Origin of the sequence: Delftia sp. DS1230 (assembly GCF_040112715.1) — a bacterium.
In the GTDB taxonomy this organism is placed as follows: domain Bacteria; phylum Pseudomonadota; class Gammaproteobacteria; order Burkholderiales; family Burkholderiaceae_C; genus Comamonas; species Comamonas tsuruhatensis.
On the sequence record NZ_CP157763.1, the window covers coordinates 2,424,622 to 2,451,088 of the forward strand.

General features: G+C 66.8%; 26 protein-coding genes. 22 read left to right on the forward strand and 4 right to left on the reverse strand.

Translation table 11 applies throughout. The features are described from left to right. Nucleotides 1-20 precede the first annotated feature (20 nt). The 5 genes from AAN986_RS10800 to AAN986_RS10820 are packed head-to-tail and all read left to right on the forward strand — an operon-like array spanning nucleotide 21 to nucleotide 4,603. Nucleotides 21-878 (forward strand): enoyl-CoA hydratase family protein, encoded by an 858-nt coding sequence (locus AAN986_RS10800; protein WP_016450632.1) that lies wholly within the window; start codon nucleotides 21-23, stop codon nucleotides 876-878. 2 nt (nucleotides 879-880) lie between these two features. After that, nucleotides 881-2,050, forward strand: a complete 1,170-nt coding sequence (locus tag AAN986_RS10805; protein ID WP_047219541.1) for an acyl-CoA dehydrogenase family protein — start codon at nucleotides 881-883, stop codon at nucleotides 2,048-2,050. Between the two features lie 41 nt (nucleotides 2,051-2,091). Next, nucleotides 2,092-3,732, forward strand: coding sequence for an AMP-binding protein (locus AAN986_RS10810; RefSeq protein WP_047219542.1), 1,641 nt, complete (start codon nucleotides 2,092-2,094; stop codon nucleotides 3,730-3,732). Nucleotides 3,733-3,741: 9 nt separating this feature from the next. Continuing rightward, nucleotides 3,742-4,194, forward strand: a complete 453-nt coding sequence (locus AAN986_RS10815; RefSeq protein ID WP_047219543.1) for an acyl-CoA thioesterase — start codon at nucleotides 3,742-3,744, stop codon at nucleotides 4,192-4,194. A 4-nt stretch (nucleotides 4,195-4,198) separates the two neighbouring features. Then, the gene (locus AAN986_RS10820; RefSeq protein ID WP_016450636.1) at nucleotides 4,199-4,603 is read left to right on the forward strand and encodes a RidA family protein; all 405 of its coding nucleotides are present in this window, start codon (nucleotides 4,199-4,201) and stop codon (nucleotides 4,601-4,603) included. 66 nt (nucleotides 4,604-4,669) lie between these two features. Here the strand turns inward: AAN986_RS10820 and AAN986_RS10825 are convergent, their stop codons facing one another. Then, complete coding sequence (locus AAN986_RS10825) at nucleotides 4,670-4,948, reverse strand: H-NS histone family protein (RefSeq protein ID WP_016450637.1); 279 nt, start codon at nucleotides 4,946-4,948, stop codon at nucleotides 4,670-4,672. Between the two features lie 766 nt (nucleotides 4,949-5,714). On the opposite strand from AAN986_RS10825, the gene AAN986_RS10830 reads away from it, so the two are divergent. The 6 genes from AAN986_RS10830 (at nucleotide 5,715) to AAN986_RS10855 (ending at nucleotide 12,755) form a co-directional block, all read left to right on the forward strand. Beyond that, nucleotides 5,715-6,329 (forward strand): TetR/AcrR family transcriptional regulator, encoded by a 615-nt coding sequence (locus AAN986_RS10830; RefSeq protein ID WP_016450638.1) that lies wholly within the window; start codon nucleotides 5,715-5,717, stop codon nucleotides 6,327-6,329. Nucleotides 6,330-6,461: 132 nt separating this feature from the next. Further along, nucleotides 6,462-6,815 (forward strand): hypothetical protein, encoded by a 354-nt coding sequence (locus tag AAN986_RS10835; RefSeq protein ID WP_016450639.1) that lies wholly within the window; start codon nucleotides 6,462-6,464, stop codon nucleotides 6,813-6,815. A gap of 117 nt (nucleotides 6,816-6,932) precedes the next feature. After that, on the forward strand, nucleotides 6,933-9,128 hold the full coding sequence (locus AAN986_RS10840; protein ID WP_047219551.1) for a TonB-dependent siderophore receptor: 2,196 nt from the start codon (nucleotides 6,933-6,935) through the stop codon (nucleotides 9,126-9,128). Between the two features lie 8 nt (nucleotides 9,129-9,136). Next, entirely contained in the window at nucleotides 9,137-9,970 is an 834-nt protein-coding gene (locus AAN986_RS10845) for an ABC transporter ATP-binding protein (protein WP_047219544.1), read from the forward strand. Beyond that, on the forward strand, nucleotides 9,967-11,394 hold the full coding sequence (locus AAN986_RS10850; RefSeq protein ID WP_016450443.1) for a DUF3526 domain-containing protein: 1,428 nt from the start codon (nucleotides 9,967-9,969) through the stop codon (nucleotides 11,392-11,394). Before AAN986_RS10845 ends, AAN986_RS10850 begins: the two co-directional genes overlap by 4 nt. Next, the gene (locus AAN986_RS10855) at nucleotides 11,391-12,755 is read left to right on the forward strand and encodes a DUF3526 domain-containing protein (protein ID WP_047219545.1); all 1,365 of its coding nucleotides are present in this window, start codon (nucleotides 11,391-11,393) and stop codon (nucleotides 12,753-12,755) included. Before AAN986_RS10850 ends, AAN986_RS10855 begins: the two co-directional genes overlap by 4 nt. A 100-nt stretch (nucleotides 12,756-12,855) precedes the next feature. Here the strand turns inward: AAN986_RS10855 and AAN986_RS10860 are convergent, their stop codons facing one another. The 3 genes from AAN986_RS10860 to AAN986_RS10870 all read right to left on the reverse strand — a co-directional run bounded on the left by AAN986_RS10860 (nucleotide 12,856) and on the right by AAN986_RS10870 (nucleotide 15,784). Continuing rightward, nucleotides 12,856-13,281: a transcriptional repressor gene (locus tag AAN986_RS10860; RefSeq protein WP_016450441.1), complete on the reverse strand. Its 426-nt coding sequence runs from the start codon at nucleotides 13,279-13,281 to the stop codon at nucleotides 12,856-12,858. A gap of 733 nt (nucleotides 13,282-14,014) precedes the next feature. Beyond that, the gene (locus AAN986_RS10865; protein WP_016454678.1) at nucleotides 14,015-14,791 is read right to left on the reverse strand and encodes an SDR family oxidoreductase; all 777 of its coding nucleotides are present in this window, start codon (nucleotides 14,789-14,791) and stop codon (nucleotides 14,015-14,017) included. Nucleotides 14,792-14,896: 105 nt separating this feature from the next. Beyond that, nucleotides 14,897-15,784 (reverse strand): LysR family transcriptional regulator, encoded by an 888-nt coding sequence (locus AAN986_RS10870; protein ID WP_016450439.1) that lies wholly within the window; start codon nucleotides 15,782-15,784, stop codon nucleotides 14,897-14,899. Nucleotides 15,785-15,907: 123 nt separating this feature from the next. Between AAN986_RS10870 and AAN986_RS10875 the strand changes: the two genes are divergently transcribed. The 11 genes from AAN986_RS10875 (at nucleotide 15,908) to AAN986_RS10925 (ending at nucleotide 26,390) form a co-directional block, all read left to right on the forward strand. Further along, entirely contained in the window at nucleotides 15,908-16,780 is an 873-nt protein-coding gene (locus AAN986_RS10875) for an amidohydrolase family protein (RefSeq protein ID WP_047219546.1), read from the forward strand. Next, nucleotides 16,777-17,778, forward strand: a complete 1,002-nt coding sequence (locus AAN986_RS10880; RefSeq protein ID WP_047219547.1) for a tripartite tricarboxylate transporter substrate binding protein — start codon at nucleotides 16,777-16,779, stop codon at nucleotides 17,776-17,778. Before AAN986_RS10875 ends, AAN986_RS10880 begins: the two co-directional genes overlap by 4 nt. A 183-nt stretch (nucleotides 17,779-17,961) precedes the next feature. Further along, nucleotides 17,962-18,477, forward strand: coding sequence for a hypothetical protein (locus AAN986_RS10885; RefSeq protein WP_016450436.1), 516 nt, complete (start codon nucleotides 17,962-17,964; stop codon nucleotides 18,475-18,477). A 180-nt stretch (nucleotides 18,478-18,657) separates the two neighbouring features. After that, a complete protein-coding gene (locus AAN986_RS10890; protein ID WP_047219548.1) occupies nucleotides 18,658-19,782 on the forward strand; it encodes a 4-oxalomesaconate tautomerase in 1,125 nt (374 codons plus the stop codon). 101 nt (nucleotides 19,783-19,883) lie between these two features. Next, entirely contained in the window at nucleotides 19,884-21,260 is a 1,377-nt protein-coding gene (locus AAN986_RS10895; RefSeq protein ID WP_047219549.1) for an aromatic acid/H+ symport family MFS transporter, read from the forward strand. Nucleotides 21,261-21,297: 37 nt separating this feature from the next. Further along, the gene (locus tag AAN986_RS10900) at nucleotides 21,298-22,326 is read left to right on the forward strand and encodes an amidohydrolase family protein (RefSeq protein WP_016454681.1); all 1,029 of its coding nucleotides are present in this window, start codon (nucleotides 21,298-21,300) and stop codon (nucleotides 22,324-22,326) included. A 32-nt stretch (nucleotides 22,327-22,358) separates the two neighbouring features. Then, nucleotides 22,359-23,042, forward strand: a complete 684-nt coding sequence (gene ligK / locus AAN986_RS10905; protein WP_012206250.1) for a 4-carboxy-4-hydroxy-2-oxoadipate aldolase/oxaloacetate decarboxylase — start codon at nucleotides 22,359-22,361, stop codon at nucleotides 23,040-23,042. A gap of 10 nt (nucleotides 23,043-23,052) precedes the next feature. Beyond that, nucleotides 23,053-23,970 carry an amidohydrolase family protein gene (locus tag AAN986_RS10910; RefSeq protein ID WP_016454682.1) on the forward strand — a complete coding sequence of 306 codons (918 nt, stop codon included), beginning with the start codon at nucleotides 23,053-23,055 and terminating at the stop codon, nucleotides 23,968-23,970. Nucleotides 23,971-24,018: 48 nt separating this feature from the next. Then, entirely contained in the window at nucleotides 24,019-24,477 is a 459-nt protein-coding gene (ligA, locus tag AAN986_RS10915) for a protocatechuate 4,5-dioxygenase subunit alpha (RefSeq protein ID WP_016450431.1), read from the forward strand. A 1-nt stretch (nucleotide 24,478) separates the two neighbouring features. Next, complete coding sequence (locus tag AAN986_RS10920) at nucleotides 24,479-25,348, forward strand: class III extradiol dioxygenase subunit beta (protein WP_349335653.1); 870 nt, start codon at nucleotides 24,479-24,481, stop codon at nucleotides 25,346-25,348. 82 nt (nucleotides 25,349-25,430) lie between these two features. After that, nucleotides 25,431-26,390 carry a Gfo/Idh/MocA family oxidoreductase gene (locus AAN986_RS10925; protein WP_016450429.1) on the forward strand — a complete coding sequence of 320 codons (960 nt, stop codon included), beginning with the start codon at nucleotides 25,431-25,433 and terminating at the stop codon, nucleotides 26,388-26,390. Nucleotides 26,391-26,467: the final 77 nt, after the last annotated feature.

Sequence of the window (26,467 nt, forward strand, 5' to 3'; positions counted from 1 at the left end):
GAATTCTTGATGGAGACACCATGAGCACCCAGCCCGAAGAACACAGCATGAAGCACCACAAGCGCCCCCTGGCCGGCTACGAGGCCAGGACCTTTGTGTGGCAGGTATCGGCCGACGGCAAGATCGGCACCATCACCCTGAACCGGCCCGAGCGCAAGAACCCGCTGACCTTCGGCTCCTATGCCGAGCTGCGAGACCTGTTCCGCGCCCTGGTCTATGCCACCGACATCAAGGCCGTGGTGGTCACGGGCGCGGGCGGCAATTTCTGCTCGGGCGGCGATGTGCACGAGATCATCGGCCCGCTCACCAAGATGAGCATGCCCGAGCTGCTGGACTTCACGCGCATGACGGGCGACCTGATCAAGGCCATGCGCGCCTGCCCGCAGCCCATCGTGGCGGCCGTGGACGGCATCTGCGCGGGCGCGGGCGCCATGGTCGCGCTGGCGGCCGACATGCGCCTGGGCACGCCGGCCGCGCGCACGGCGTTTCTCTTCACCCGCGTAGGCCTGGCCGGTGCCGACATGGGCGCCTGCACGCTGCTGCCGCGCATGATCGGCCAGGGCCGCGCCTCCGAGCTGCTGTACACGGGCCGCGCCATGACGGCCGAGGAGGGCGCTGCCTGGGGCTTCTTCAATGCATTGCACAGCCCCGAGCAGATCGGCGAAGCCGCCCACGCGCTGGCCGCCCAGCTGGCCGCCGGCCCCACCTTTGCCCATGGCGTGACCAAGAAGCTGCTGCACCAGGAATGGAACATGGGCGTGGACGAGGCCATCGAGGCCGAAGCCGAGGCCCAGGCCATCTGCATGCAGACGCGCGACTTCCACCGCGCCTACGAGGCCTTCGTGGCCAAGCAAAAGCCCGTCTTCGAAGGAAACTGAAAATGCGTGATTCCTCCTGGCTGGACTGGCCCTTCTTCGATGACGCCCACCGCACGCTGGCGCATGAGGCCGACGCCTGGTGCGCCCAATCCCTGGGCGATGTGGACCACCACGATGCCGATGCGGCCTGCCGCCAACTGGTGAAGGCCCTGGGCCAGGCCGGATGGCTGCGCTATGCCGTGCCGTCCGGCCCCGGCGGCGCCTGGGGCGGGGCCTTGCCCGAGGTGGACTCGCGTGCGGTCTGCATCCTGCGCGAGACCCTGGCCCGCCATGAAGGCCTGGCCGACTTCGCCTTTGCCATGCAGGGGCTGGGCAGCGGTGCGATATCGCTCATGGGGTCGGAAGCGCTGCGCCAGCGCTACCTGCCGCGCGTGGCGCGTGGCGAAGCCATTGCAGCCTTTGCGCTGTCCGAGCCCGATGCCGGCTCCGACGTGGCCGCCATGGCCTGCGAGGCGCGGCTCGAAGGCGACCACTATGTGCTCAACGGTGCCAAGACCTGGATCTCCAACGGCGGCATTGCCGACTTCTACTGCGTGTTCGCCCGCACGGGCGAGGCGCCGGGGGCGCGCGGCATCAGCGCCTTCGTGGTCGATGCGGACACGCCGGGCTTCTCGATTGGCGAGCGCATCGAGCTGATCGCGCCGCACCCGCTGGCCACCATCTGCTTCGACAACTGCCGCATACCCGTGTCGCAGCGCCTGGGCGAGCCGGGGCAGGGCTTCAAGCTGGCCATGATGACGCTGGACATCTTCCGCGCCTCGGTGGCCGCCGCCGCACTGGGCTTTGCGCGCCGCGCGCTGGACGAAGGCCTGGCACGCGCCAAGTCGCGCCGCATGTTCGGCCAGACCCTGGGCGACCTGCAACTGACCCAGGCCGCGCTGGGCGACATGGACACGGCCATCGACGCATCGGCCCTGCTGACCTACCGGGCCGCCTGGATGCGCGATGTGAAGAAGACGCGCACCACGCGCGAGGCGGCCATGGCCAAGATGACGGCCACTGAATCGGCCCAGGCCGTGATCGACCGTGCGCTGCAGATGTTCGGCGGGGCGGGCGTGGTCTCGGGCATGCCGGTGGAGACGCTGTACCGCGAAATCCGCGCGCTGCGCATCTACGAGGGCGCGACCGAGGTGCAAAAACTCATCATCGCGCGCGAGCTGCTCAAGGCCTGAGCGGCAGGCTGCCCATTCAACGCAAAGCCAGGGAACATCGCATGCAAGCCTCCGCCCACATCGATACTTTCGCCCGGGACAACCTGCCGCCGCCCGACCAATGGCCCGAGTTCCTGCTCGACGGGCCGGACGTGGCCTATCCCGAACGCCTGAACTGCGCGGCCGAACTGGTCGACGCCATGGTGGCGCACGGCCATGGCGACCGCGTGGCCCTGCGCTGGAGGCAGGGCGCGGACCAGGCCGCCATGACCTATGCCGAACTGCAGGCGCTGACCAACCGCATCGCCCATGTGCTGGTGGAAGACCTGCAGCTGGTGCCCGGCAACCGGCTGCTGCTGCGCGGCCCCAACAACGCCATGATGGCCGCTTCCTGGCTGGCCGCCATCAAGGCCGGGCTGGTGACGGTGCCCACCATGCCGCTGCTGCGCGCCAAGGAGCTGCAGCAGATCATCGCCAAGGCCCGGGTGCAGGCCGTGCTGTGCGATGTGCGCCTCAAGGACGAAGTGCAGCTGTGCCTGCAGCCCGGCCATGAACACCATTGCCCGGACCTTTCGCGCGTGCTGTATTTCAACGATGGCGCAGCCGACGCGCTGGACGCCCTGGCCGCAGCCAAGCCCGACACCTTTGCCTGCTGCGACACGGCGGCCGACGATGTCTGCCTCATCGCCTTCACCAGCGGCACCACGGGCGCGCCCAAGGGCTGCATGCATTTCCACCGCGACGTGCTGGCCATGTGCGACCTGTTCCCGCGTCACGTGATACGGCCCGGCCCGGACGACATCTTCTGCGGCACGCCGCCGCTGGCCTTCACCTTTGGCCTGGGCGGGCTGCTGTGCTTTCCGCTGCGCGTGGGCGCCAGCACCGTGCTGGCCGAAAAGCTCACGCCCGAAGGGCTGCTGCAGCTGGTGCAGGATTTCCGCGCCACCATCGTCTTCACCGCACCCACCTTCTACCGGCAGATGGCGGCGCAGGCAGCGCGCTTCGACCTGTCGTCACTCAGGAAAAGCGTCTCGGCCGGTGAGGCCTTGCCGGACGCCACGCGCCAGCTGTGGAAGCAGGCCACGGGCATCGAGATGATCGACGGCATCGGCGGCACCGAGCTCATCCACGTCTTTGTCTCCAGCCCGCCCGAGGAGGTGCGCGCGGGCGCCATCGGCAAGGTCGTGCCCGGCTATGTGGCCCAGGTGGTGGATGACGACATGCAGCCCGTGCCCGACGGCACGCCCGGCCGCCTGGCCATCAAGGGACCGACCGGCTGCCGGTATCTTGCCGACGAGCGCCAGAAGCGCTTTGTGCAAAACGGCTGGAACCTGCCCGGCGATACCTTTGTGCGTGATGCCGACGGCTATCTGTTCTACCAGGCGCGCAATGACGACATGATCATCTCGGCCGGCTACAACATCGCCGGCCCCGAGGTGGAGGACGCACTGCTGCGCCACGAGGCCGTGGCCGAATGCGGTGTGATCGGCGCGGCAGACGACGAGCGCGGCCAGGTGGTCAAGGCCTTTGTGGTGCTCAAGCCCGGCTTTGCGGCCGGCGACGACATGGCGGCCACGCTGCAGGCCTTCGTCAAGGCCAGCATTGCGCCCTACAAGTACCCGCGCGCCATTGTCTTCGTGCCGGCCCTGCCGCGCACCGAGACCGGCAAGCTGCAGCGCTTCGTGCTGCGCAAGATGCCGTGAGCGCGCGCCATGGCCTCCGCCTTCGTCAGCCAGGTGCAGGTGCTGTTTCGCCATTGCGATCCGGCCGGCATCGTCTTTTACCCGCGCTATTTCGAAATGGTCAACGACCTGGTGGAGGAATGGTTCGACAGGGGAATGGGCCTGCCATTCCACACCCTGCATTTACAGCGCCAGGTGGGCACGCCCACGGTGTCGGTGCAATGCGATTTCACGGCGCCCAGCCGCTGGCACGACACGCTGCGCCAGGTATTGGAGGTGCGCCGCATCGGCGGGGCATCGTTCCAGTTCGATGTGCGTTTCGAGGGGCCGGACGGCCAGCGACGGCTGTCTGCGCGCATGACCATCGTCACCATGGATTTGCGCAGCATGAAGGCCACGCCACTGCCGGCCGATCTGCGCGAGCGCCTGCAGGCCTATCTGGTGCCGCAGGACGGTTTTACGGATTCAACGAGAACAGGATGAAGCAATGAAGACTCTGCAACCCCCGGACTGGCTGGCGCCACGAGGCTATGCCAATGGCATCCTCACCGAAATGACGGTCGGCTCCCGGCTGGTGTTTGTCGGCGGGCAGATTGGCTGGAACGGCCAGCAGCAATTCGAGACGGACGACTTTGCCGGACAGGTGCGGCAGGCGCTGGCCAATATCGTCGCCATCCTCGCCGAAGGTGGCGCCAGGCCCGAGCACATCGTGCGCATGACCTGGTATGTGACCGACAAGCAGGAATACGTGGCGGCCTATCCGGCCATTGGAAAGCACTACCGTGAGTTGATCGGGCGGCATTTCCCCGCCATGACGGCGGTGGAGGTGGCGGATCTGGTGGAAGACCGGGCCAAGGTGGAGATCGAGGTCACGGCGGTGGTGCCTGCATGACGCACCTCTGAGCATGTGCCCGCGCATGTGCGCCGCCGTGCGGGCGGGCCCATGCGCGGCAGGGACTCACTTGATTTCGAACAGGGTGCGGTCCTTGCCCAGGATCCAGTTCGGCGGCTTGCCGCGGCCGGTCCAGGTCTTGCCGGACTCGGGGTCCTGGTACTTGGCGGGGGCGCTCTTCTTGCCATCGGGCTTCCAGGGGAAGACCTGCTGTGCCGTGAAGCCAAACTCCCGGACCAGTTCCTGCACCGATGCCAGAGCCGCTTTGGACTCCAGCTTGCGGGCCTCGTCGATTTGCTGGTCGAGCAGTTTTTTCTGGGCAATCAGCTCTTGGTATGTAGTCATCTTGATAGAAGAATTTCTAAGTGCGGCTATTTGTCGAAAACTGCGCAGCAAGAACAACGACCCGGAACTCTTTACGCAATGGTCAAGGTTGGTGCATGTGCAGTGGGGGATGAAGATATCACCGTAAGTATAAATACTGATGATGTGAGCGTTCTATGAGGTGTAGACAGCTTCTTCTCATGCCTGGGCATATTCCGAGGCGATCCGCATTATATCCAGCAGCATCTTGATAACCGCCACTTTACAAAAGCTGTTGCGTCTTTGTTACATTTGCAGAGCATTGTGGTTGGCGCTTCCTCCTCTGGAGAGGGCGTGCTGGCATGCTTTTCCTGGGCAGCCGCGACGAGGTGATCGTACAAGTTCCCATTTCAGAACCGGTTGCGGGTGCTGATTTTGTTTCATCAATCGATTTTATTTATCGATTTATAAAATAAATTACATGTGATTCGATTCTGCTATTTAATCTTGCGATTAACACGCGTTGTTTCATTTGTCTTGTCGATTGGCTGGATAGATTTTTTGTATTGCGAGGATTGAATTCCTGGCCGTGGTTTGAAATATCTTCCGCCGATATCGCGTAAATTCATGAGCCGTTGATTGCCAGGCCATTGCAGTCCCGGGAATGCCTTTGGGGCTGATTCTTCAGGCGCAGTTTCGCGGCCCGGCCATGCCCGCCAGGCAGCGGGCGCGTACCGAACGCTTGATTGGCGTGCCACCAACAGCCTGTTAGGATCGCCGCACTACAACGATCCACACCCTGGCAGACATGGCAAGAAGGCAGACCAGCGCCCACGACGGCAACGAGACCCGCGAGACCCTTCTCAAGCTGGCCGCCCGCACCTTCGGTGAGCAGGGCTACTCTGCCACCACCATGCGCAACATTGCCGAGCAGTCCGGGATCGAGGCCGCCAGCATCTACTACCACTTCGCCTCCAAGGAGGAGCTGGTGGACGAGGTCATGGAGCAGGGCGGCAACCGCATCATCAGCCAGCAGCAGGAGCGCCTTGCCGCGCTGGGCGCCGACGCCACGGCCGAGCAGCGTTTCCGCGCAGCCGTGCTGGGCCAGATGGCGGGCCTGATCAAGCATGGGGACTTCGCCCTGGCCCACGGCCGCCTGCTGGGCCAGTTGCCCGACAAGGTGCGCGAACGCCAGATCAAGCGCCGCGAGCGCCACCAGAAATTCTGGAGCGGCCTGCTCGAAGACCTGCGCGCCGAAGGCCGCCTGCGGGCCGATGCCGACATCCACCTGGCGCGCATCATGATCCTGGGCAGCATCAACTCCATACAGTCCTGGTTCAACCCCCGCAAGGGCTCGCTGGAGAAGGTGGCGGACCAGATCTGCGACATGTTCTTCCGGGGCGTGGGGCCCGCAGATCAATAGGCACAATGCGGGAAATCGCCAGTCGGCTGTCACATGCCTGTGCCATATTGCCGCGCTGTCTCCGGGGCCCATGCTGAAAATGCCGGCGGATAGTTAACGATATTGAATTGTCAATAGTAAGATCGCCGTCTTATGCGTCTGCTTGTTTTGCGCCTGCTATTGCTGGCCGTGTTCTTCAACACGGCCATTGGCATGCCCCTGCATGGCGCAACGCATATCCGGCAGGCGGCGGCAGCGCCCGGCCAGGCGTTTGCCGGCCTGAACGGCTGCGAGGACAAGGCGCCGGCCGGTGAAAAGGCGGAAGCCGCGGAAGCCGTCTGCGTCTGGTGCATGGGCCATGCACCGCATGCGGCGGCCTGGCTGCCGCACTTCGGCCTGCCGCTGGCCGTGGCCGCGCCGCCTGAGAGGGTGCCGCCGCGCACCGTGGGCGGCGCCATCCCCTCGCAGAACCGCTGGGCCTTTGCATCGCGCGACCCGCCGCGCTGAATCCGCAAGCACTTTTCTCCTTCTCTGCTGCCAGCACCCGTTGGTGCTGGCGGCATGTCCGTGTTTGCGCGCGCCGGCTTCTGATGCCGGCGGCATGCGCCCGTGCCCGTTTTCATCATGACTGCCTTCTCCATCCTTGCGAAGCCGCTCCCCGGCCTTCGCCCGCTGCCGCTTGCTCTGAGCGCTGCCGCTTTCTTCTCCGCGCCCGTGCTGGCCCAGGGCCAGGAACAAACTGCGGCATCCGTGCCGTCAGCGCCGTCGCCCCAGGAGCAGACCCTGCTGCCTGCCGTGGAAGTCGTGGGCCGCACGGCCTCGGGCGCCTATCACACCGATGAGGCGGCAGGCGCCAAGACCGACCTGCCGCTGCGCGAGCTGCCGCAGTCGGTGCGCGTGATCACGCGCCAGGCCATGGACGACCTGGGAGCCACCAAGCTCGACGATGTGCTGGACTATGTGGGCGGCGTCTCGCGCCAGAACAACTTTGGCGGCCTGTGGGACAACATCGTCATTCGCGGCCTGCCCGGCGATCAGAACGTGGGCATGGCCACCTTGTTCAACGGCTTTTCCTCGGGGCGCGGCTTCAACGCGCCGCGTGATCTGGCTGGCGTGGAGCGCATCGAGTTCCTCAAGGGCACGGCCGCTGCGCTCTACGGCAGCAGCGAGCCGGGCGGCACGCTGAACGTCGTCTCCAAGCGTCCGCTGTGGACGCCTTCGCATTCCGTGGAAGCCTATGCGGGCAGCTACGGGCTGCGGCGCGGCGCGCTCGACAGCACGGGGCCGATTGGCGAGGACTTTGCCTACCGGCTCAACATCGCCGTGGAGGACCGCGACAGCTTCCGCGACTTCGTGGGCGCCAGCCGCCAGGTGATTGCGCCGGCCTTCACCTGGAAGCTGGGACGCGATACGGTGCTGGAGTACTCGGGCGAGCTGCTGCGCCACAAGACGCCGCTGGACCGTGGCGTGGTGGCCGTGGGCGACCGCCTGGGCGCCATCTCGCGCAGCCGCTTCCTGGGCGACCCGCGCGATGGCGATGTGACGGTGGAAAACCGCACGCACCAGTTCATCCTCTCGCATGAGTGGAGCGCGCAGTGGCGCAGCCGCCTGGGCCTGTCCTACCGCGAGACCTCGATCAACGGCTTTTCCACCGAACCCCATGCGCTGCTGGCCAATGGCGACCTGACGCGCCAGCGGCGTTTCCGCGACTACCAGTCCGACGATATCGCCGTGCAGGCCGAGCTGCAGGGCACGGTGAAAACGGGCACCGTCGAACACGAGCTGCTGCTGGGCCTGGAGAGCTTTCGCTTCGACATGGATACGGTGATGCTGCGCGCCAACCCCACGGCGGCCAATCCCTATGCCATCAATATCTACAACCCCGTCTACGGAGGCACGCAGCCCGTGCCCACGGCCAATACCGATACCTTCGAGCGCCAGCGCAACACGGCCTTCTACCTGCAGGACGCCATCAAGCTCTCTCCCCAGTGGCGCGTGGTGGCCGGCCTGCGCATGGACCGCTATGACCAGTCGCTGCACAACCGCCGCACGGGCGCGACCACGCAGCAGGACCCGACCTCGACCTCTCCGCGCCTGGGCCTGAGCTGGCTGCCGCTGCCGCAATGGACCTTCTATGCCAACGTGGGCCGCTCGTTCCGGCCCAACGTGGGCGTCGATGTGGCCGGCGCGGGCTTCAGTCCCGAATCCGGCCGCTCCATGGAACTGGGCGCCAAGTGGGAAAGCGCCGACCGGCGCATGGGTGCCACGGCCGCGCTGTTCGACATCCGCAAGCGCAACGTGCTGACGGCCGACCCGGGCAACGCCGGCTACTCGGTCTCGGCCGGCGAGATCCGCAGCCGGGGGCTGGAGTTCGACTTTGCCGGCCAGGTCACGCAGCGTTGGCGCCTGAATGCGAGCCTGGTGCTCAACGACGTGGAGATCTCGCGCGACAACACGCTGGAAGTGGGCGGGCGCCTGCTCAACGTGCCCAAGGTCAACGGCAGCGTGCTGGCGGTCTACGAGAACGCCTTCTCCAACGGCCAGCGCTACGGCATTGGCGGCGGCGTCACCCGCGTGGGCAAGCGCCTGGGCCAGGCCCGCACGCAGGCCGAGGCCGACGCTGGCAAGGCGGCCTTCGATCTGCCCGGCTACACCACCGCCAAGCTGGTGGCCTACTGGCGCATCAGCCCCACGCTGCGCCTGACGCTGGACGTGGACAACCTCTTTGACAAGACCTACTACACCAGCTCGTACAGCCGGCTGTGGGTGACGCCGGGCACCGCCCGCACCGTCACCGTAGGCCTTCAAGCCAAGTTCTGAGCCCCGCCATGCATCCATCCCTTCCTGTTTCTTCCAACCCCACTTCTGCCTCCACGCCCGTGCTCCAAGCGCTGGGCGCCGTGGTGGACTATGGCGAGCGCACCATCCTCCAGGGCCTGGACCTGGCCGTGCATGCTGGCGAGATCTATGCGCTGCTGGGCGCCAACGGCGCGGGCAAGACCACCACGCTGAGCCTGTTCCTGGGCTTTGTGCGGCCGCGCAGCGGCCAGGTGCGCGTGCAGGGCGTAGACCCGGTGACGGCTGCCGCGCAGGCGCGCGGCCTGATCGCCTATATCCCCGAGAACGTGGCGCTGTACGAGCACCTGAGCGCGCGCGAGAACGTGGCCTATCTGCTGGACCTGGCGGGCCAGCCGGCCAGCAGGGATGCCATCGGCCAGGCCTTGTCCGCTGCAGGGCTGGATGCGGCCGCGCATGACCGGCGCGTCTCGGGCTTTTCCAAAGGCATGCGGCAGAAGGTGGCCATTGCGCTGGCGCTGGCACGCAAGGTGCCGGCACTGCTGCTGGACGAACCCACTTCGGGCCTGGACCCGCAGGCCACGGCCGAATTCAGCCGGCTGATCACGCAGCTGCGCGGCCAGGGCGTGGCCATTCTCATGGTCACGCACGACCTGCTGGGGGCTGCCGATGTGGCCGACCGCATTGGCTTCATCGCGGGCGGCAGGCTGGTGGAGGAGGTGGCGGCCCGTGGGGAAGAGCGCTTTGACGTGCGGGCACTGCACCGCCACTACGCGGGTACAGGTTCGGGTGCGAGTGCAGACGCAAACGCACACGCACACGCACACGCACACGCAGACGCAGGCGTGCAGGGGGCCGCGGCATGAGCACGGCCTGGACCATTGCACGCGAGGAATGGCGCCTGCTGCTGCGCGACCGCGTGGCCGTGCTGGGCATGGTGCTGTGGCTGCTGCTCGGTGCTACTGCCGCCTTCACCGCCTGGGACCAGCGCAGCGCGGCCCAGGCCCAGCGCGAACGCCACCAGTCGCAGGTGGACCACGAGTTCGAGGCCCAGCCCGACCGCCATCCGCACCGCATGGTGCACTACGGCCATTTCGTGTTCCGCCCGCTCAATCCGCTGGCGGCCTTCGATGCGGGCATAGACGCCTACACCGGCCACACGCTGTTTCTCGAAGGCCACCGCCAGAACAGCGCCAACTTCGGCGATGTGCGCCAGTCGTCGCTGCTGCTGCGCTTCGGCCAGCTCACGCCGGCCTTTGTGCTGCAGGTGCTGGCACCGCTGCTGCTGATCTTCGTGGGCCATGCCTGCATCGCGCGAGAGCGCGAGGCCGGCACCTTGCGCGTGCTGCTGGCCCAGGGCGTGGGCATGCGGCAGTTCGTGGCCGGCAAGCTGCTGGCGCTGACGGGCGTGGCGGCCCTGGTGCTGCTGCCCGCCTTGCTGGCTCTGGCCTGGATGGCGGTGGCCACGCCCGTGCCCATCAGCCTGGTGGCCGCACTGGCGGCTGGCCATGTGCTGTGGCTGCTGCTGTGGGCCGTGGGCATCACCGCGGTCTCGGCCCTCATGCGGCGCGGGCGCGATGCCTTGCTGACCCTGCTGGCCGCCTGGGCCATTGGCGTGGTGCTGGTGCCCCGGCTGGCGCCGGAGCTGGTGGGCGCGGCCCTGGCATTGCCCACGCGCTTCGAGACCGATATCGCCACGGCGCGCGAGCTGGCGGCGCTGGGCGACAGCCACAATCCCGACGATCCCTACTTCGCCGCCTTTCGCGCCAAAGTGCTTGCGCAGTACGGCGTGTCGCGTGTGGAGGATCTGCCCGTCAACTACAAGGGCCTGGTCGGCATGGAGGGCGAGCGGCTGACCAGCGAGCTCTTCAGGCGCCATGCCGAGGCCAGCTTCGATCTGCAGGCCCGGCAACTGCGCAGCGCCGACGGCTTTGCCCTGGTCAGCCCCTTGATTGCGCTGCGCCGCCTGTCCATGGCCGTGGCCGGCACCGACCTGCAAGGCTATCGGCGCTTTCTGGAGCAGGCCGAGCAGCATCGCTACCGCATGGTGCAGGCGCTCAACCAGCTGCAGGTGGACAAGCTCAGCTACGCGGGTGACCGTTCCAGCCGAGACAACCGCATCAGCCACGAGCACTGGCGCGGCGTCTCCGACTTCCATCACGAGCCCGATCCGCCGCTGGCGGCCTTGCGCCGCGCGGCACCCGCAGCCTGCGTGCTGCTGGGATGGCTGGCGGCGCTGGCGGCCGCCTTGCTGGTGGCCACGCAACGTCTGGGGAGGGTGGTGCGATGAGCTGGCTACGACATGAATGGCGTCTTCTGACGCGCTCGCGCCTGGCGCTGTGCGCCCTGGCCCTGCTGCTGTTGCTGTCCACGCTGGCCGTACTGTCGGGCCTGCGCGAGATCTCGTCGCAGCGCCAGACCCTGGACCGTCTGGCCCAAATGCAGCAGCAGGAAATGGCGGCCCAGGCAGGTCGGCATGCACAGCCCGGCGATGCGGGCTCGGTGGCCTACTACGGCTTTCACAGCACCTGGGATGCACCGTCGTCCACGGCCTTCCTCGCCCTGGGCCTGCGCGATGCCGCGCCCTATGTGCTGCGCGTGCGTGCCCTGGCGCTGCAGGCGCAGCTGCATGAAGGCGAGAGCTTCAACCCCGAACTGGCGCTGGCGGGCCGCTTCGACTTCGCCTTTGTGCTGGTCTACCTGGCGCCGCTGTTCCTGATTGCACTGCTCTACGACCTGGTCTCGGGCGAGCGCGAATCGGGACGCCTGGGCACGCTTCAGGCCATGCCCGGCAGCGGGCGCCGGCTGTGGCTGCGCCGTGCGGGCCTGCGTTCGGTGCTGTTGCTGGCATGCCTGGCGCTGCCGGCCCTGGCAGGGGCATTGGCCAGCGGTGCGCAGGCGGGCGCCATCGCCTCCGTGCTGCTGAGCGCCACGGCCTATGTGGCCTTCTGGAGCGGGCTGTGCCTGGTGGTCGCCACGCTGGGCGGCAGTTCGGTGGCCAACGCCATGGCCCTCATGGGCTGCTGGGCCGTGCTGACCCTGGTGCTGCCCACGCTGGCCAATGCCGCGCTGTCGCGCGCCGTGCCCGTGAGCCAGGGCGTGGAGCTGATGCTGGCCCAGCGCCAGACCGTGCATGGTGCCTGGGACCTGCCGCGCGAGCAGACCATGGAGCGCTTCTTCCGCAACCACCCCGAATGGCGCAACACCGCGCCGCTGCCTGCGGGCTTTCACTGGAAGTGGTACTACGCCTTCCAGCAGCTCGGTGATGAAAGCGTCGCCCCCCAGTTCGCCGCCTATCGGGAAGGCCTGCAGGCGCGCCAGGCCTGGACCGGGCGCCTGGGCTGGCTGCTGCCCGGCGTGGGCGTGCAGGCCGCATTGCACCGCCAGGCCGGCACCGACCTGCTGGCGCAGCTGGCTTACCAGGACGACATTGCCGCCTTCCATGCGCGGCTGCGGACTTTCTTCTATCCCTATCTGTTCGAGGACCGTCCATTCGGCGCGAAGGACTTTGCAGCGCAGCCGGTCTTCACGGCCAGTCCGCGCCATGCGCCGCAGACCTGGGGTCAGGTGGCGATGCTCTGGGCGGTGGCTGCGCTGGCCTTGCTGGCCGGGGGCGTTGCCGCAGGCCGCGTGCGGCCGGGCAGGCGCTGAGGCAGCGGACCGGGGAAAAAGAAACAGCCATGGCGCAGGGAAGGCCTGCGCCATGGCTGTCGGCTTGCGGATGCCTGGGCCTGAGGCCCGGGGCCCGCCGCTACTGCACGTTCTGGTGGCAGTCGCTGCAGATGCCGTACATCGTCATCTCATGGCGCTCCACCACAAAGCCTTCGGGCACGATGCGCTGCATGTCGCCAAGGCAACCGGGCACGTTGAACACGCGGTTGCAGCTCATGCAGCGGAAATGGTGGTGATGGGCGCGGCCGCTGAGTTCGTAGCGCGTGGCCTCGCCGGGCAGGTCCACGGCCTGCACCTCACCGGCTTCCATCAATTGCTTGATGTTGCGGTACACCGTGGCCAGACCGATGGCCGGCACTTCGCGCTGCGCTGCGCCCAGGATTTCAGCGGGGAGCAGGGGGCGCCCAGCCTCTTCCATGACCGTGCGTATCGAACTGCGCTGGCGGGTCGAGCGTTCCATTGGCCTGAACAAGCGCTCCACGATGGGCTGAGTGTGTCTAGTCATGGTAGTTCCGTTATTTACTATAACAATCTCGAAGCGATTAATCAGTGTTCACGAACGCTCACAGCCGAAATGGAACTGTGCCTGCCTGTAGCTCCTGCAAGCATGGGTATGCAATCCCTGCAACGGTTCTTTTCTTCAAAGAGAAAAAATCACATCGGACGGACAACAGGTATTCCATTCTTGCGGTTTTGCGCGAGTATATGTCGTGAGCATTCGATGGACCTTGTGCAAAGGTTAAATACCATAGCCGTCCACAATGCTGTAATGGGATGTAATTGATCTATTGTCTGAAGAATGCTTGAAACAAGGGTTGTGCGGCACTTCGCGCAGGTCCTGAATCCGACGGTAACTGCTGGAGACGCGATGCAATGGATTGCATGGGCAGTGTATTACCGATTCAAGCAGATTGCCTCAATGCACCTCGTTTGTCCATCATCCATTCCCTGGAAGAAAGGTGCGGCCATCCCGTAATGGTTCATGTCACCACATGTCGATTCAGCATCCGGGCACCATTTGCCGAGCAGTTGCTTCGTCGTGAATTGCGTGGTCAGAAAACATCAGCCAGCTCCTTGGCCACGATGCGGGAATGAACAGCGAAGGCACAAGCATCGTTTCCAGGGGAATTATTGGGGCAGGAATGCCACTTTCAAAACTCCCCTGATAAAGCCGCCGCAGGCGACCGGAAGATCCGAGCGGGCCGCCATTGCCGCGACGGCTTTGGCGGGGCTCTGCTTCAAGTCCGTTGGATGGACACACCGCCATCGACCACCATGGCCGTTCCCGTGACGAAGCTGGATGCATCCGACGCCAGGAACAGCGCTGCCGCTGCAATCTCCGCCGGTGTAGCCAGGCGCTTGAGGGCGTGCAGGTTTTCGACAAAGGCGCGTGCCTCGGGCGTGGGGGTGCTGGCGCGGCCCATGGGCGTGTCGGTGCCGCCGGGCAGCAGGGCGTTGGCCCGCAGGCCGCGGGGGCCGTATTCAGCCGCGATGACCTGGGTGAGGCCGACGAGGCCGGCCTTGCTGGCGGCATAGGCACCCATGCCGGGCAGGCCCGCCGTGTAGCCCACGAAGGTGGAGGTGAAGATCAGCGAGCCGCCGCCGCGTGCCAGCAGGGCCGGTATCTGGTGCTTGGCGCCCAGAAAGGCGCTGGTGAGATTGGTGGCGATGGCCTCCTGCCAGGCCTGCAGCGACAGGTCGGGCAGGGCGCAGGGATCGCCCGTCATGCCGGCATTGTTGAAGGCGATGTCCAGGCCGCCAAAGCGCGCCGTGGCGGTTTCGACCAGGGCCCGGGCCAGCGGCTCGTCCCGCACGTCGCCGGCCAGCGCGATGGCCTGGCCGCCGTCCTGCTCTATCTCCGCCACCAGGGCCTGCAGTTCCGGCTGGCGGCGGGCCGTGAGCACCAGCCTGGCGCCGTGGCGTGCGAACAGCCTGGCGGCTTCGCGGCCTATGCCTGAGCTGGCGCCCGTGATGAGGGCGACTTTTCCGTGGAGTTGCTGTGACGATGGCTGCATCTGGCACCTTTTCTTTCCGTGAATGAGGGAAAGCGGTTTGTAGTGCGGCGCAGGCGCGGGCGCATCCCGTTTCTTGCACCGGTGCGGCGCCAATGCGGGCCGCACTCAGTCTTTGCCCAGGTCCAGGTGTGCGAACAGGTCGGCCAGCGTGGGCGTGGAGCGTGCGGGCCAGATGGCGCTGAGGTCCAGGCTGGGCAGGGACCGGCCATCGCGCACTTCGCAAAATCGCACGCCGCGAAAGTCCATGGAGCGTATCCAGCTGGGCAGCAGTGCCACGCCGCAGCCGCCGGCCACGCAGGCCAGCACGGTGAGGGTGCGGTTGGCTTCCTGCGCCACATGGGCCTCGTGCCCGGCCTTGCGCAGCGCGTCGAGGATGCCGGCATGCAGCACGGGCAATTGCGCCTGCGGGTACATCACCAGCCCGGCCTCGGCGATCTGGGCCAGGCTGACCTGGCCGTCCTCGCCGATCTGGAATTCATCGGGCACGGCGGCCACCAGACGCTCGCGCAGCAGCTGGCGCTCGCGCATGCGGCCGCCCACGGCCACGGGCGTGTGCATGAGGCCGATATCGATGGCGCCGGTCTGCAAGGCCTCGGCCTGCTCGGCATTGCTCATCTCGCGCAGGATGACGCGCACGCCGGGCGCCTGCTGCCGCAGCGCGCGCAGGGCGCGGGGCAGGGTGCCGAACAGCGCCGAAGACACCAGGCCCACGGTGAGCTGGCCTGCACTGCCCCTGGCGATCTCGCGCGCGCGGCTGGCGGCGGCATCTATGCGGGCCACGCTGGTGCGCACGTCATCCAGCATTGCCAGGGCGGCCGGCGTGGGCAGGGCGCCCTGGCGCGAGCGCTGGAACAGCTGCACGCCCAGGTCTTTCTCCATGCGGGCCAGGGTCTGGCTCAGCGCGGGCTGGGCAATGCCCAGCCAGTCGGCTGCGCGGCTGACGCTGCCCTGGTCCACCACCGCCAGAAAGTAGCGCAGATGCCGGGTTTCCATATCGATCCAGTATGAATAAATCCATTTTGAAGAATGGAAATATATATCCCCCGTTCCTAGAATCCGGCCGCATACCCCCTGCGCCGCATCCTGTGCCGCGCCACCCGCAAGGAGTTTTTCCCCGTGTCTGCCCTGCCTAGGTTCGCCATTGCGTCCAGCGTCGATACCCATGCCCATGTCTTCGAGCGCGGCCTGCCCATGCCCGATGTGCGCCGCTACGCGCCCGACGCAGATGCGTCCCTGGCCACGTATCTGCAGCACCTGGACACGCACGGCCTGGCCTATGGCGTGCTCGTGCAGCCCAGCTTCCTGGGCACGGACAACCGCTACATGCTCCAGGCCCTGCGCGCCCGGCCGCAGCGCCTGCGCGGCGTGGCCGTGGTCGATGACAACACGGGCGAGGACCACCTGCAGGCCCTGGCCGATGCCGGCGTGGTGGGCATGCGCCTGAACCTGATCGGCCTGCCTTTGCCTGATCTGAATGCGCCAGGTTGGCGCCGCGTGCTGGAGCAGGCCAACACCCTGGGCTGGCATGTGGAGCTGCACCTGCAGGCCGGGCGCTTGCCTGACCTGCTGCCCACCCTGCTGGCGGCCGGCTGCCGCGTGGTGGTCGACCACTTCGGGCGGCCTGACCCGGCCCTGGGCGTGCGCGACCCTGGCTTTGGCTATCTGCTGCAACAGGCCGGCAGCGGCCGTGTGTGGGTCAAGCTGTCTGCGCCCTACCGCATCTGGCGGGCTGCCGACTGCGCCGCCTCGGGCCGGCAGGCCACCGCGCAGTTGCTGCAGGCCTTTGCGGCCGAGCGATTGCTCTGGGGCAGCGACTGGCCGCACACCCAGCACGCGGGCCAGGCCAGCTATCCGGCGGCCGTGCGCTGGATGCACGACTGGCTGGACCCGCTGGACGATGCCGCCTCGCTGCAGGCCGTGCTGGGCCGCAGCGCCGTCGAGCTGTTCCGATTTCCGAGCCCGATTCAAACCCAAGGAGACACACCATGAATTCCCTGTCCAGACGCACCGCCAGCCTGTGGGCGGCCGCAGGCCTGCTTTCGGCTGTTGCCGGCATGGCCGCGCCGGCCGCAGCGGCTGCAGCGCCCAACTACCCCGATCGCCCCGTCACCCTGGTCGTGACCTATCCTCCCGGCGGCACCGTCGATGTGGTGGCGCGCCTGATCGGCCCCAGGCTGTCTGCCGAGCTGGGCCAGCCCGTGGTGATCGAGAACCGGGGCGGGGCAGGCGGCATGATCGGCGGCGCCCAGGTGGCCAAGGCCCAGCCCGACGGCTACACCCTGATGCTCGATGCCTCCAACCACGCGCAGAATCCCGCCATCCACGCGCGCATGCAGTTCGATACGCTCAAGGCCTTCGCGCCGGTCTCGCTGCTGCTGCGCGTGCCCAATGTGCTGGTGGTGGCGCCATCGTCCCCCATCAAGAGCGTGCAGGACCTGATCCAGGCCGGCCGCTCCGAAGCGGGCGGGCATCTGTACTTTGCGTCGGCAGGCCCGGGCTCGGCCCAGCACCTGGCGGGCGAGCTGTTCAACCTGCTGGCCAGGACGCAGCTGCACCATGTGGCCTACAAGGGCGGCGGCCCGGCCATGATGGACGTGATGTCGGGCCAGGTGCCGCTGATGTTTGCCAGCATGGGCTCGGCCTGGCAGCACGTGAAGACCGGCAAGCTGCGCGCGGTGGCCGTGGGCGGGCTGGAGCGCTCCAAGGCCGCCCCCGAGCTGCCGACCATTGCCGAGTCGGGCGTGCCCGGCTACGAGACCTACGAGTGGAACGCCATCTTTGCGCCGGCCGGCACGCCGCCCGCCATCGTGAACCGGCTGTCCACGGTGCTGGCCAAGGTGCTGCGCGAGCCTGCCATCGTGGAGCGGCTCGCTGGCATAGGTGCCGAGCCCATAGGCTCCACGCCGGCCGAGCTGGAGACATTCCGCCGCGCCGAGATCGCCAAATGGCAGAAGGTGGTGAAGGACTCGCGGCTCAAGCTGGACTGAGCGCATGCAGGCCAGAAAGCGGACCATTGCGGTCTGCTGTACACCGCAGGCAGCCTTGGCGCGTTGAGCAGGAACGGGCGCTGGCTTGAACGGGTTCTTACACCTTTTCAGGCGCAACGGCCCATGCGGCCCCAGGCGCTTGGTAGAAACGGGGCCTTTCCTGTTTCACCCCTTCAAAAGAACATGGCCATGCTTACCTTGCGATCCACCTTGCGCGCCGCGGCCGCCCTTGCGCTGGCCTGCTCGGCCCTTGCGGCCCAGGCGCAGACCTATATCAGCGGCTCGGTCTCGGGCCAGCTGGCTCCGGGTGTCTACGGCACCGTGGACATAGGCAATGCCCCGCCTCCGCCGCTGCTGTACCAGCGGCCCGTCATCATCGCGCCGGCGCCCATGGCCCCGCCGCCGGTCTACATGTGGGTGCCGCCCGGCCATGCCAAGCACTGGGGCAAGCACTGCGCACGCTACGGTGCCTGCGGCCGCCCGGTGTACTTCCTGCGCAATCCGCCGCCGCACTGGCGCGCCGGGCCGCCGCGCCACGATCCTCGCTGGCGCGAGGAGCGCCGCCACCGCGAATGGGAGCACCGCCGCGATGACCGCCGCTGGGACCGCCACGACCGCCACGATCGGCATGACCGCCACGACGACCACCGCGGCCGCGGGCATGGCCATGATCGCGGCCGGGGCCATGACCGCGATTGAGCGGCACTGCGCCCCAATAAGTTGTATCAAGCAGTTGCGGCGCCCCGGCGTCGCAGCCTGCGGCCCAGGCTTGGTGTTGAGCTATGCCGGTTTGCTATAGCTGCTAGCGGGCTTGCCCAGTAGTGCCTGGCCCGCGCCATGCTCACAATAGCTGTCATACCCATACTGATAGAGACAGCCATGCAAACGGCCATTCCCTGCCTGCTGATGCGGGGCGGTACTTCCAAGGGCCCTTTCTTCCGGGCCAGCGATCTTCCCTCCGACCTGCCCACGCGCGACCGCGTGCTGCTGGCGGCCATGGGATCGCCCGACAGGCGCCAGATCGACGGCGTGGGTGGCGCGCATCCGCTGACCAGCAAGGTCGGCATCGTCAGCCTCTCCGACAAGGAGGGCATAGACCTCGAATTCCTCTTCGCCCAGCTGCAGCCCGACAAGGACACGGTGGACACCACGCCCAACTGCGGCAACATGCTGGCCGGCGTGGTTCCCTTTGCGCTGGAGACCGGCATGGTGCAGCCGCGTGGCGAGACCAGCACCTTCCGCGTGCTGACGCTGAACACCGGCATGGCGGCCGACATCACCGTGCAGACGCCCGGCGGCCAGGTCGAGTACGAAGGCTCGGCCCGCATCGACGGCGCGCCCGGCAGCTCGGCACCCATCGAAATCAGTTTCCTGGAGACGGCCGGCTCGGTCTGCTCTGGCCTGCTGCCCACGGGCAAGCCCCGGGACACGGTCACGGTGACGGGCGAGGGGTTCGAGCCCTTCACGCTCGACGTCACCTGCATAGACAACGGCATGCCGCTGGTGATCTTCAAGGCGTCCGATGTGGGCGCCACCGGGCAGGAGACCGTGGCCGAGCTCAACGCCGACACCGACCTCAAGCGCCGCATCGAGGCGCTGCGCCTGCAGATCTCGCAGACCATGGGCCTGGGCGATGTCTCGGCCAAGAACTATCCCAAGATGACCCTGATCGCGCCGCCCCAGCATGGCGGCGCGCTGACCACGCGCAGCTTCATCCCCCATGTCTGCCATGACGCCATCGGCGTGCTGGCGGCCGTCACCGTGGGCACGGCGGTGAAGATGCCGGGCACCGTGTGCGAGGGCGTGGCACAGCTGCAGCAGGGCACGGGTCCGCTCACCGTCTCGGTGGAGCATCCCACGGGCGAGTTCAGCGTCACGCTGGACAGCGACCCGGCCCATCCCGACGTAGTGACCAAGGCGGCCCTGCTGCGCACGGCGCGCCTGCTGATGCGTGGCGAGGTCATGGTGCCGCGCTCGGTCTGGGACGGCCGCAGGCAGGACTGAAGAAACAGCGCAGGGGCTTGCCGGCCCCTGCGGTGCAAGGGGCGGGCCGCGCGCGCAGATGCGGTATCCGCCAGGCTGAGAGACAGTGGAAGAGACAAGTCATGACATCCGTCCAGAAGGACGCCGCAGCAACCGGCGTCAATGTGCAGACCCTGCTCAACGAGCACCCGTTTTCGGGATTCCAGTGGGTGATCTTTGCGCTGTGTTTCCTGATCGTTCTGCTCGATGGCTTTGATACGGCGGCCATCGGCTATATCGCGCCCTCGCTGATCACCGAATGGGGCGTGAGCAAGCCCGCGCTGGCGCCCGTGCTCAGCGCTGCGCTGTTCGGCCTGGCCGCAGGCGCGATCTTCTCGGGCCCGCTGGCCGACCGCCTGGGCCGCAAGACCGTGCTCGTGGGCTCGGTCGCGGTGTTTGCCGTGGCCTGCCTGGGTTCCGGCTTTTCCCCCGACATCTGGACCCTGGCCGTGCTGCGCTTCGTCACCGGCCTGGGCCTGGGCGCCGCCATGCCCAATGCCGTCACGCTGATGAGCGAGTACTGCCCTGATTCGCGCCGTGCCACGCTGACCAACGCCATGTTCTGCGGATTTCCGCTGGGCGCGGCCTTCGGCGGCTTTCTGGCGGCCTGGATGATCCCGCATTTCGGCTGGCGCAGCGTGCTCATCCTGGGCGGTGCCGCGCCGCTGCTGCTGCTGGTGGCCCTGGTCGTGCTGCTGCCTGAATCCGTGCGCCACATGGTGGCCAACAACTACCCGGCCGAGCGCATCCGCAAGGTGCTGGCGCGCATTGCCGGTGATGCCGTGCAGGGCGTGCAGCGTTTCGTGCTGACCGAGGCCAGGCCCGAGGCCCAGGCCGGCAGCGGCATGGGCGTGGTGCTGTCGCGCCAGTACCGCGTGGGCTCGGTGATGCTGTGGATCGCCTACTTCATGGGCCTGGTCATCTTCTACGCGCTGATGAACTGGATGCCCGTGCTGTTCAAGGAAGCGGGCCTGGACCCCAAGACCGGCACCCTGGTGGCGGCGCTGTTCCCGCTGGGCGGCGTGGGCGCCGTGCTGTTCGGCTGGCTCATGGACCGCTTCAATGCCAACCGCATCATCGCCATCGGCTATGCGCTGACGGCGGCCTCCATCTGGTGGATAGGCCAGACGGCCGGCCACCTGGGCTGGCTGGTGGTGGCCGTCTTCCTGGCCGGCACCATCATGAACACCGCCCAGTCGTCCATGCCGGCGCTGGCCGCCGCCTTCTATCCGACACGCGGCCGCGCCACGGGCGTGGCCTGGATGCTGGGCATCGGGCGCTTCGGCGGCATCGCGGGCTCCTTCCTGGTGGCCGAGCTGTCGGCGCGCCACATGGCCTTCAGCGAGATCTTTGCCGTGGTGGCCATTCCTGGCGTGATCGCCATGGCCGCCCTCATCATCAAGCAGTACAGCAGTCCCGAGCCGCAGGGCGGCGCGGTGCCTGCCACGCCCCTTCATTGACACATTTCCACCCCATAAAGACGCAGGAGACCCTCCGATGATCATCGACGTACACGGCCACTACACCACCGCGCCCGCGGCCCTGGGCGCCTGGCGCGACCTGCAGATCGCGGGACTCAAGGACCCGTCCAAGGCCCCGCGGGCCAGCGAGCTGAAGATCAGCGACGACGAGATCCGCGAGACCATCGAGACCAACCAGCTCAAGCTGATGAAGCAGCGCGGCTCCGATCTCACCATCTTCAGCCCGCGCGCCAGCTTCATGGCGCACCACATCGGCGACTTCGAGACATCGAGCACCTGGGCCGCCATCTGCAACGAGCTGTGCTACCGCGTCAGCCAGCTGTTCCCCGATCACTTCATCCCGGCCGCCATGCTGCCGCAGTCGCCCGGGGTGGACCCCAAGACCTGCATTCCCGAGCTGGTCAAGTGCGTGGAGCAGTACGGCAACGTGGGCATCAACCTGAACCCCGATCCGTCAGGCGGCCACTGGACCTCGCCCCCGCTGTCGGACCGCTCCTGGTACCCCATCTACGAAAAGATGGTGGAGTACGACATCCCGGCCATGGTCCACGTCTCCACCAGCTGCAACGCGTGCTTCCACACCACGGGCGCCCACTACCTGAATGCCGACACCACGGCCTTCATGCAGTGCCTGACCAGCGACCTGTTCAAGGACTTCCCCACGCTCAAGTTCCTGATCCCCCATGGCGGCGGCGCCGTGCCCTACCACTGGGGCCGTTTCCGCGGCCTGGCGCAGGAACTCAAGAAGCCGCTGCTGGACGAGCACCTGCTCAACAACATCTTCTTCGACACCTGCGTCTACCACCAGCCGGGCATCGATCTGCTGACCAAGGTGATCCCGGTCAAGAACATCCTGTTTGCCAGCGAGATGATCGGCGCCGTGCGCGGCATCGACCCGACCACGGGCCACTACTACGACGACACCAAGCGCTACATCGAGGCCACGGCCAACCTCACCGAAGAGGAGCGCTACCAGGTCTACGAAGGCAACGCGCGCCGCGTGTTCCCGCGCCTGGACGCCGCCCTCAAGCAAAAGGGCCTGTAAGCAGGCCGCCACCACAGATCAAGGAGAACACCATGTACGAACTCGGTGTGGTTTACCGCAACATCCAGCGCGCCGACCGCGCGGCCGCCGACGGCCTGGCCGCCCTGGGCTCGGCCACCGTCCACGAGGCCATGGGCCGCGTGGGCCTGCTCAAGCCCTATATGCGTCCCATCTACGCGGGCCAGCAGGTCTCGGGCACGGCCGTCACCGTGCTGCTGCAGCCCGGCGACAACTGGATGATGCATGTGGCCGCAGAGCAGATCCAGCCCGGCGACATCGTGGTCGCGGCCGTGACCTCGGAATGCACGGACGGCTACTTCGGCGACCTGCTGGCCACCAGCTTCCAGGCGCGCGGCGCGCGTGCACTGATCATCGATGCCGGCGTGCGCGACGTGAAGACGCTGCAGGAAATGAACTTCCCCGTGTGGAGCCGCGCCATCTCCTCCAAGGGCACGATCAAGGCCACGCTGGGCTCGGTCAACATCCCCGTGGTCTGCGCAGGCATGTGGGTCACGCCCGGCGACGTGATCGTGGCCGACGATGACGGCGTGGTCTGCGTGCCCGCCGCCAAGGCCGCCGAAACCCTGGCTGCCGCGCAAAAGCGCGAGAGCTTCGAGGGCGAGAAGCGCGCCAAGCTGGCTTCCGGCGTGCTGGGCCTGGACATGTACAAGATGCGCGAGCCGCTCGAAAAGGCCGGCCTTCGTTACATCGATTGAAGGAGGGAATATGAGCGCTTTTGAAAAGACCCCCGGCTGGCTGGACTGGTACGCCGGCCCCTCCAAGCCCAAGTTCCAGGTGCCCGCAGGCGCTGTCGATGCCCACTGCCACGTCTTCGGCCCTGGCGATGAATTCCCGTTCGCGCCCGAGCGCAAGTACACGCCCTGCGATGCCAGCAAGCAGCAGCTGTTCGCGCTGCGCGACCACCTGGGCTTTGCGCGCAACGTCATCGTGCAGGCCACCTGCCACGGCGCCGACAACCGCGCCATGGTCGATGCCTGCAAGGCCGCCGGCGGCAAGGCGCGCGGCGTGGCCACGGTGCGCCGCAGCGTGACCGACGAGGAACTGCAGGAACTGCACGCCGCCGGCGTGCGCGGCGTGCGCTTCAACTTCGTCAAGCGCCTGGTGGACTTCACGCCCAAGGACGAGCTGATGGAGATCGCGGGCCGCATCGCCAAGCTCGGCTGGCATGTGGTCATCTACTTCGAGGCCGTGGACCTGCCCGAGCTGTGGGATTTCTTCACCAGCCTGCCCACCACCGTGGTCGTGGACCACATGGGCCGCCCCGACGTGAGCAAGCCCGTGGACGGGCCCGAGTTCGAGCTGTTCCTCAAGTTCATGCGCGAGCACCAGAACGTCTGGAGCAAGGTCAGCTGCCCAGAGCGCCTGTCCGTCACCGGCCCCAAGGCGCTGGACGGCGAGCAAAATGCCTACCGTGACGTGGTGCCCTTCGCCCGCCGCGTGGTCGAGGAATTCCCCGACCGCGTGCTGTGGGGAACCGACTGGCCCCACCCCAATCTGAAGGACCACATGCCCGACGACGGCCTGCTGGTCGATTTCATCCCGCACATTGCACCGACTGCCGAGCTGCAGAAGAAGCTGCTGGTCGACAACCCCATGCGTCTGTACTGGCCCGAAGAAGCCTGATGGCGACCATGTCCGGCCTGGGTGCCGGACATATTCAAGGAGATATCCATGGCATTGGACAAACCCTATCTGGACGTGCCCGGCACCATCATTTTTGATGCCGAGCAGTCCCGCAAAGGCTACTGGCTCAACCAGTTCTGCATGTCGCTGATGAAGGCCGAGAACCGCGAGCGCTTCAAGGCCGACGAGCGTGCCTACCTGGACGAATGGGCCATGAGCGAGGAGCAGAAGCAGGCCGTCCTGGCCCGCGATCTGAACTGGTGCATGCGCACGGGCGGCAACATCTACTTCCTGGCCAAGATCGGCGCCACGGATGGCAAGAGCTTCCAGCAGATGGCCGGCTCCATGACCGGCATGTCGGAAGAGGAATACCGCAACATGATGGTGAGCGGAGGCCGTTCGGCCGAAGGCAACCGCCGCGTGGGCGAGGAGGGCGATGCCCAGGCCCACCGCCAGCCGCAGGGCAAGGCCGGCAGCGTGGACAAGAACAACAAGGAAGGCAACTGACATGGCGCGCATCACCGCATCCGTCTACACCTCGCATGTGCCCGCCATCGGCGCGGCCATGGACCTGGGCAAGGTGGGCGACCCCTATTGGCAGCCGCTGTTCAAGGGCTTCGAGCACTCGCGCCAATGGCTCAAGGACAACAGGCCCGACGTGATCTTCCTGGTCTACAACGACCACGCGACCGCGTTCAGCCTGGACTTCATCCCGACGTTTGCCATCGGCACGGCCGCTGAATACCAGCCCGCCGACGAAGGCTGGGGCCCGCGCCCCGTGCCCAAGGTCATCGGCCATCCGGAACTGGCCAGCCACATTGCGCAGTCGGTGATCCAGCAGGACTTCGACCTGACCATCGTCAACAAGATGGACGTGGACCACGGCCTGACCGTGCCGCTGTCGCTGATGTGCGGCGAGCAGGACGCGCGCACGGGCGCCTGGCCCTGCCCGGTGATTCCGTTTGCCGTGAACGTGGTGCAGTACCCCGTGCCGTCGGGCCAGCGCTGCTTCAACCTGGGCCGTGCCATCCGCCGCGCCGTGGAAAGCTTCGATGAAGACCTGAACGTGCAGATCTGGGGCACGGGCGGCATGAGCCACCAGCTGCAGGGCGCGCGTGCGGGCCTGATCAACAAGGAGTGGGACAACCGCTTCCTGGACCTGCTGATCGAGAACCCTGCCGGCCTGGCCAAGATGCCGCATATCGACTACGTGCGCGAGGCCGGCTCCGAAGGCATCGAGCTGGTGATGTGGCTGATCGCGCGCGGCGCCATGGCCGATGTGGATGGCCCCGCGCCGCTGCCCAAGGTCAACCACCGCTTCTACCATGTGCCCGCGTCCAATACGGCCGTGGGACATCTCATCCTGGAGAACGGCTGAGGCCCCCACGTTCATCACTGCGTGTATTCACTGCCCCCCGAGGGGGCCTTCGCCTCCTTGAGGCGGCTCTACGGAGACTCATATGAGCAACAAGACCATCAAAGTCGCCCTGGCGGGCGCCGGTGCCTTCGGCATCAAGCACCTGGACGGCATCAAGAACATCGACGGCGTGGAAGTCGTCTCCCTGGTGGGCCGCGAGCTGGCCAAGACCCAGGAAGTGGCCGACAAGTACGGCATCCAGCATGTGACCACCGAGCTGGCCGACAGCCTGGCCCTGCCCGAGGTGGATGCCGTCATCCTGTGCACGCCCACGCAGATGCATGCCGCCCAGGCCATCGAATGCCTGAAGGCCGGCAAGCATGTGCAGGTGGAGATCCCGCTGGCCGACAGCCTCAAGGACGCGCAGGCCGTGGCCGATCTGCAAAAGCAGACCGGCCTGGTGGCCATGTGCGGCCATACGCGCCGCTTCAACCCCAGCCACCAGTGGGTGCACAAGAAGATCGCGGCCGGCGAGTTCAACATCCAGCAGATGGATGTGCAGACCTACTTCTTCCGCCGCACCAACATGAACGCGCTGGGCCAGGCCCGCAGCTGGACCGACCACCTGCTGTGGCACCACGCTGCCCACACCGTGGACCTGTTCGCCTACCAGGCCGGCAGCCCCATCGTGAAGGCCAACGCCGTGCAAGGCCCCATCCACCCGGAACTGGGCATTGCCATGGACATGAGCATCCAGCTCAAGGCCGCCAATGGCGCCATCTGCACGCTGAGCCTGTCGTTCAACAACGACGGCCCGCTGGGCACCTTCTTCCGCTACATCGGTGACACCGGTACCTACATCGCGCGCTATGACGACCTCGTCAACGGCAAGGAAGAGAAGATCGACGTTTCCAAGGTCGACGTGTCCATGAACGGCATCGAGCTGCAGGACCGCGAGTTCTTCGCCGCCATCCGCGAAGGCCGCGAGCCCAATTCCAGCGTGGCCCAGGTGCTGCCCTGCTATCAGGTCCTGCACGATCTGGAAAAACAGCTCACCCCCTGAGCCGCTTCGCGTCTTCCCCCTGAAAGGGGGACGACACCCTCGGTGCGGGGCGGCCCTTCCTCGGTGTCTCTGAGTTG

Bases quoted from the DNA above. Each gene is read 5' to 3' on its own strand.
- AAN986_RS10855 (WP_047219545.1), top strand. From the start codon at position 11,391: ATGAGCTGGCTACGACATGAATGGCGTCTTCTGACGCGCTCGCGCCTG.
- AAN986_RS10840 (WP_047219551.1), top strand. From the start codon at position 6,933: ATGACTGCCTTCTCCATCCTTGCGAAGCCGCTCCCCGGCCTTCGCCCG.
- AAN986_RS10870 (WP_016450439.1), bottom strand. From the start codon at position 15,784: ATGGAAACCCGGCATCTGCGCTACTTTCTGGCGGTGGTGGACCAGGGC.
- AAN986_RS10815 (WP_047219543.1), top strand. From the start codon at position 3,742: ATGGCCTCCGCCTTCGTCAGCCAGGTGCAGGTGCTGTTTCGCCATTGC.
- AAN986_RS10850 (WP_016450443.1), top strand. From the start codon at position 9,967: ATGAGCACGGCCTGGACCATTGCACGCGAGGAATGGCGCCTGCTGCTG.
- AAN986_RS10865 (WP_016454678.1), bottom strand. From the start codon at position 14,791: ATGCAGCCATCGTCACAGCAACTCCACGGAAAAGTCGCCCTCATCACG.
- AAN986_RS10925 (WP_016450429.1), top strand. From the start codon at position 25,431: ATGAGCAACAAGACCATCAAAGTCGCCCTGGCGGGCGCCGGTGCCTTC.
- AAN986_RS10820 (WP_016450636.1), top strand. From the start codon at position 4,199: ATGAAGACTCTGCAACCCCCGGACTGGCTGGCGCCACGAGGCTATGCC.
- AAN986_RS10920 (WP_349335653.1), top strand. From the start codon at position 24,479: ATGGCGCGCATCACCGCATCCGTCTACACCTCGCATGTGCCCGCCATC.
- AAN986_RS10845 (WP_047219544.1), top strand. From the start codon at position 9,137: ATGCATCCATCCCTTCCTGTTTCTTCCAACCCCACTTCTGCCTCCACG.
- AAN986_RS10885 (WP_016450436.1), top strand. From the start codon at position 17,962: ATGGCCATGCTTACCTTGCGATCCACCTTGCGCGCCGCGGCCGCCCTT.
- AAN986_RS10810 (WP_047219542.1), top strand. From the start codon at position 2,092: ATGCAAGCCTCCGCCCACATCGATACTTTCGCCCGGGACAACCTGCCG.
- AAN986_RS10835 (WP_016450639.1), top strand. From the start codon at position 6,462: ATGCGTCTGCTTGTTTTGCGCCTGCTATTGCTGGCCGTGTTCTTCAAC.
- AAN986_RS10890 (WP_047219548.1), top strand. From the start codon at position 18,658: ATGCAAACGGCCATTCCCTGCCTGCTGATGCGGGGCGGTACTTCCAAG.
- AAN986_RS10895 (WP_047219549.1), top strand. From the start codon at position 19,884: ATGACATCCGTCCAGAAGGACGCCGCAGCAACCGGCGTCAATGTGCAG.
- AAN986_RS10825 (WP_016450637.1), bottom strand. From the start codon at position 4,948: ATGACTACATACCAAGAGCTGATTGCCCAGAAAAAACTGCTCGACCAG.
- AAN986_RS10800 (WP_016450632.1), top strand. From the start codon at position 21: ATGAGCACCCAGCCCGAAGAACACAGCATGAAGCACCACAAGCGCCCC.
- AAN986_RS10900 (WP_016454681.1), top strand. From the start codon at position 21,298: ATGATCATCGACGTACACGGCCACTACACCACCGCGCCCGCGGCCCTG.
- ligA (WP_016450431.1), top strand. From the start codon at position 24,019: ATGGCATTGGACAAACCCTATCTGGACGTGCCCGGCACCATCATTTTT.
- AAN986_RS10805 (WP_047219541.1), top strand. From the start codon at position 881: ATGCGTGATTCCTCCTGGCTGGACTGGCCCTTCTTCGATGACGCCCAC.
- AAN986_RS10910 (WP_016454682.1), top strand. From the start codon at position 23,053: ATGAGCGCTTTTGAAAAGACCCCCGGCTGGCTGGACTGGTACGCCGGC.
- AAN986_RS10860 (WP_016450441.1), bottom strand. From the start codon at position 13,281: ATGACTAGACACACTCAGCCCATCGTGGAGCGCTTGTTCAGGCCAATG.
- ligK (WP_012206250.1), top strand. From the start codon at position 22,359: ATGTACGAACTCGGTGTGGTTTACCGCAACATCCAGCGCGCCGACCGC.
- AAN986_RS10880 (WP_047219547.1), top strand. From the start codon at position 16,777: ATGAATTCCCTGTCCAGACGCACCGCCAGCCTGTGGGCGGCCGCAGGC.
- AAN986_RS10830 (WP_016450638.1), top strand. From the start codon at position 5,715: ATGGCAAGAAGGCAGACCAGCGCCCACGACGGCAACGAGACCCGCGAG.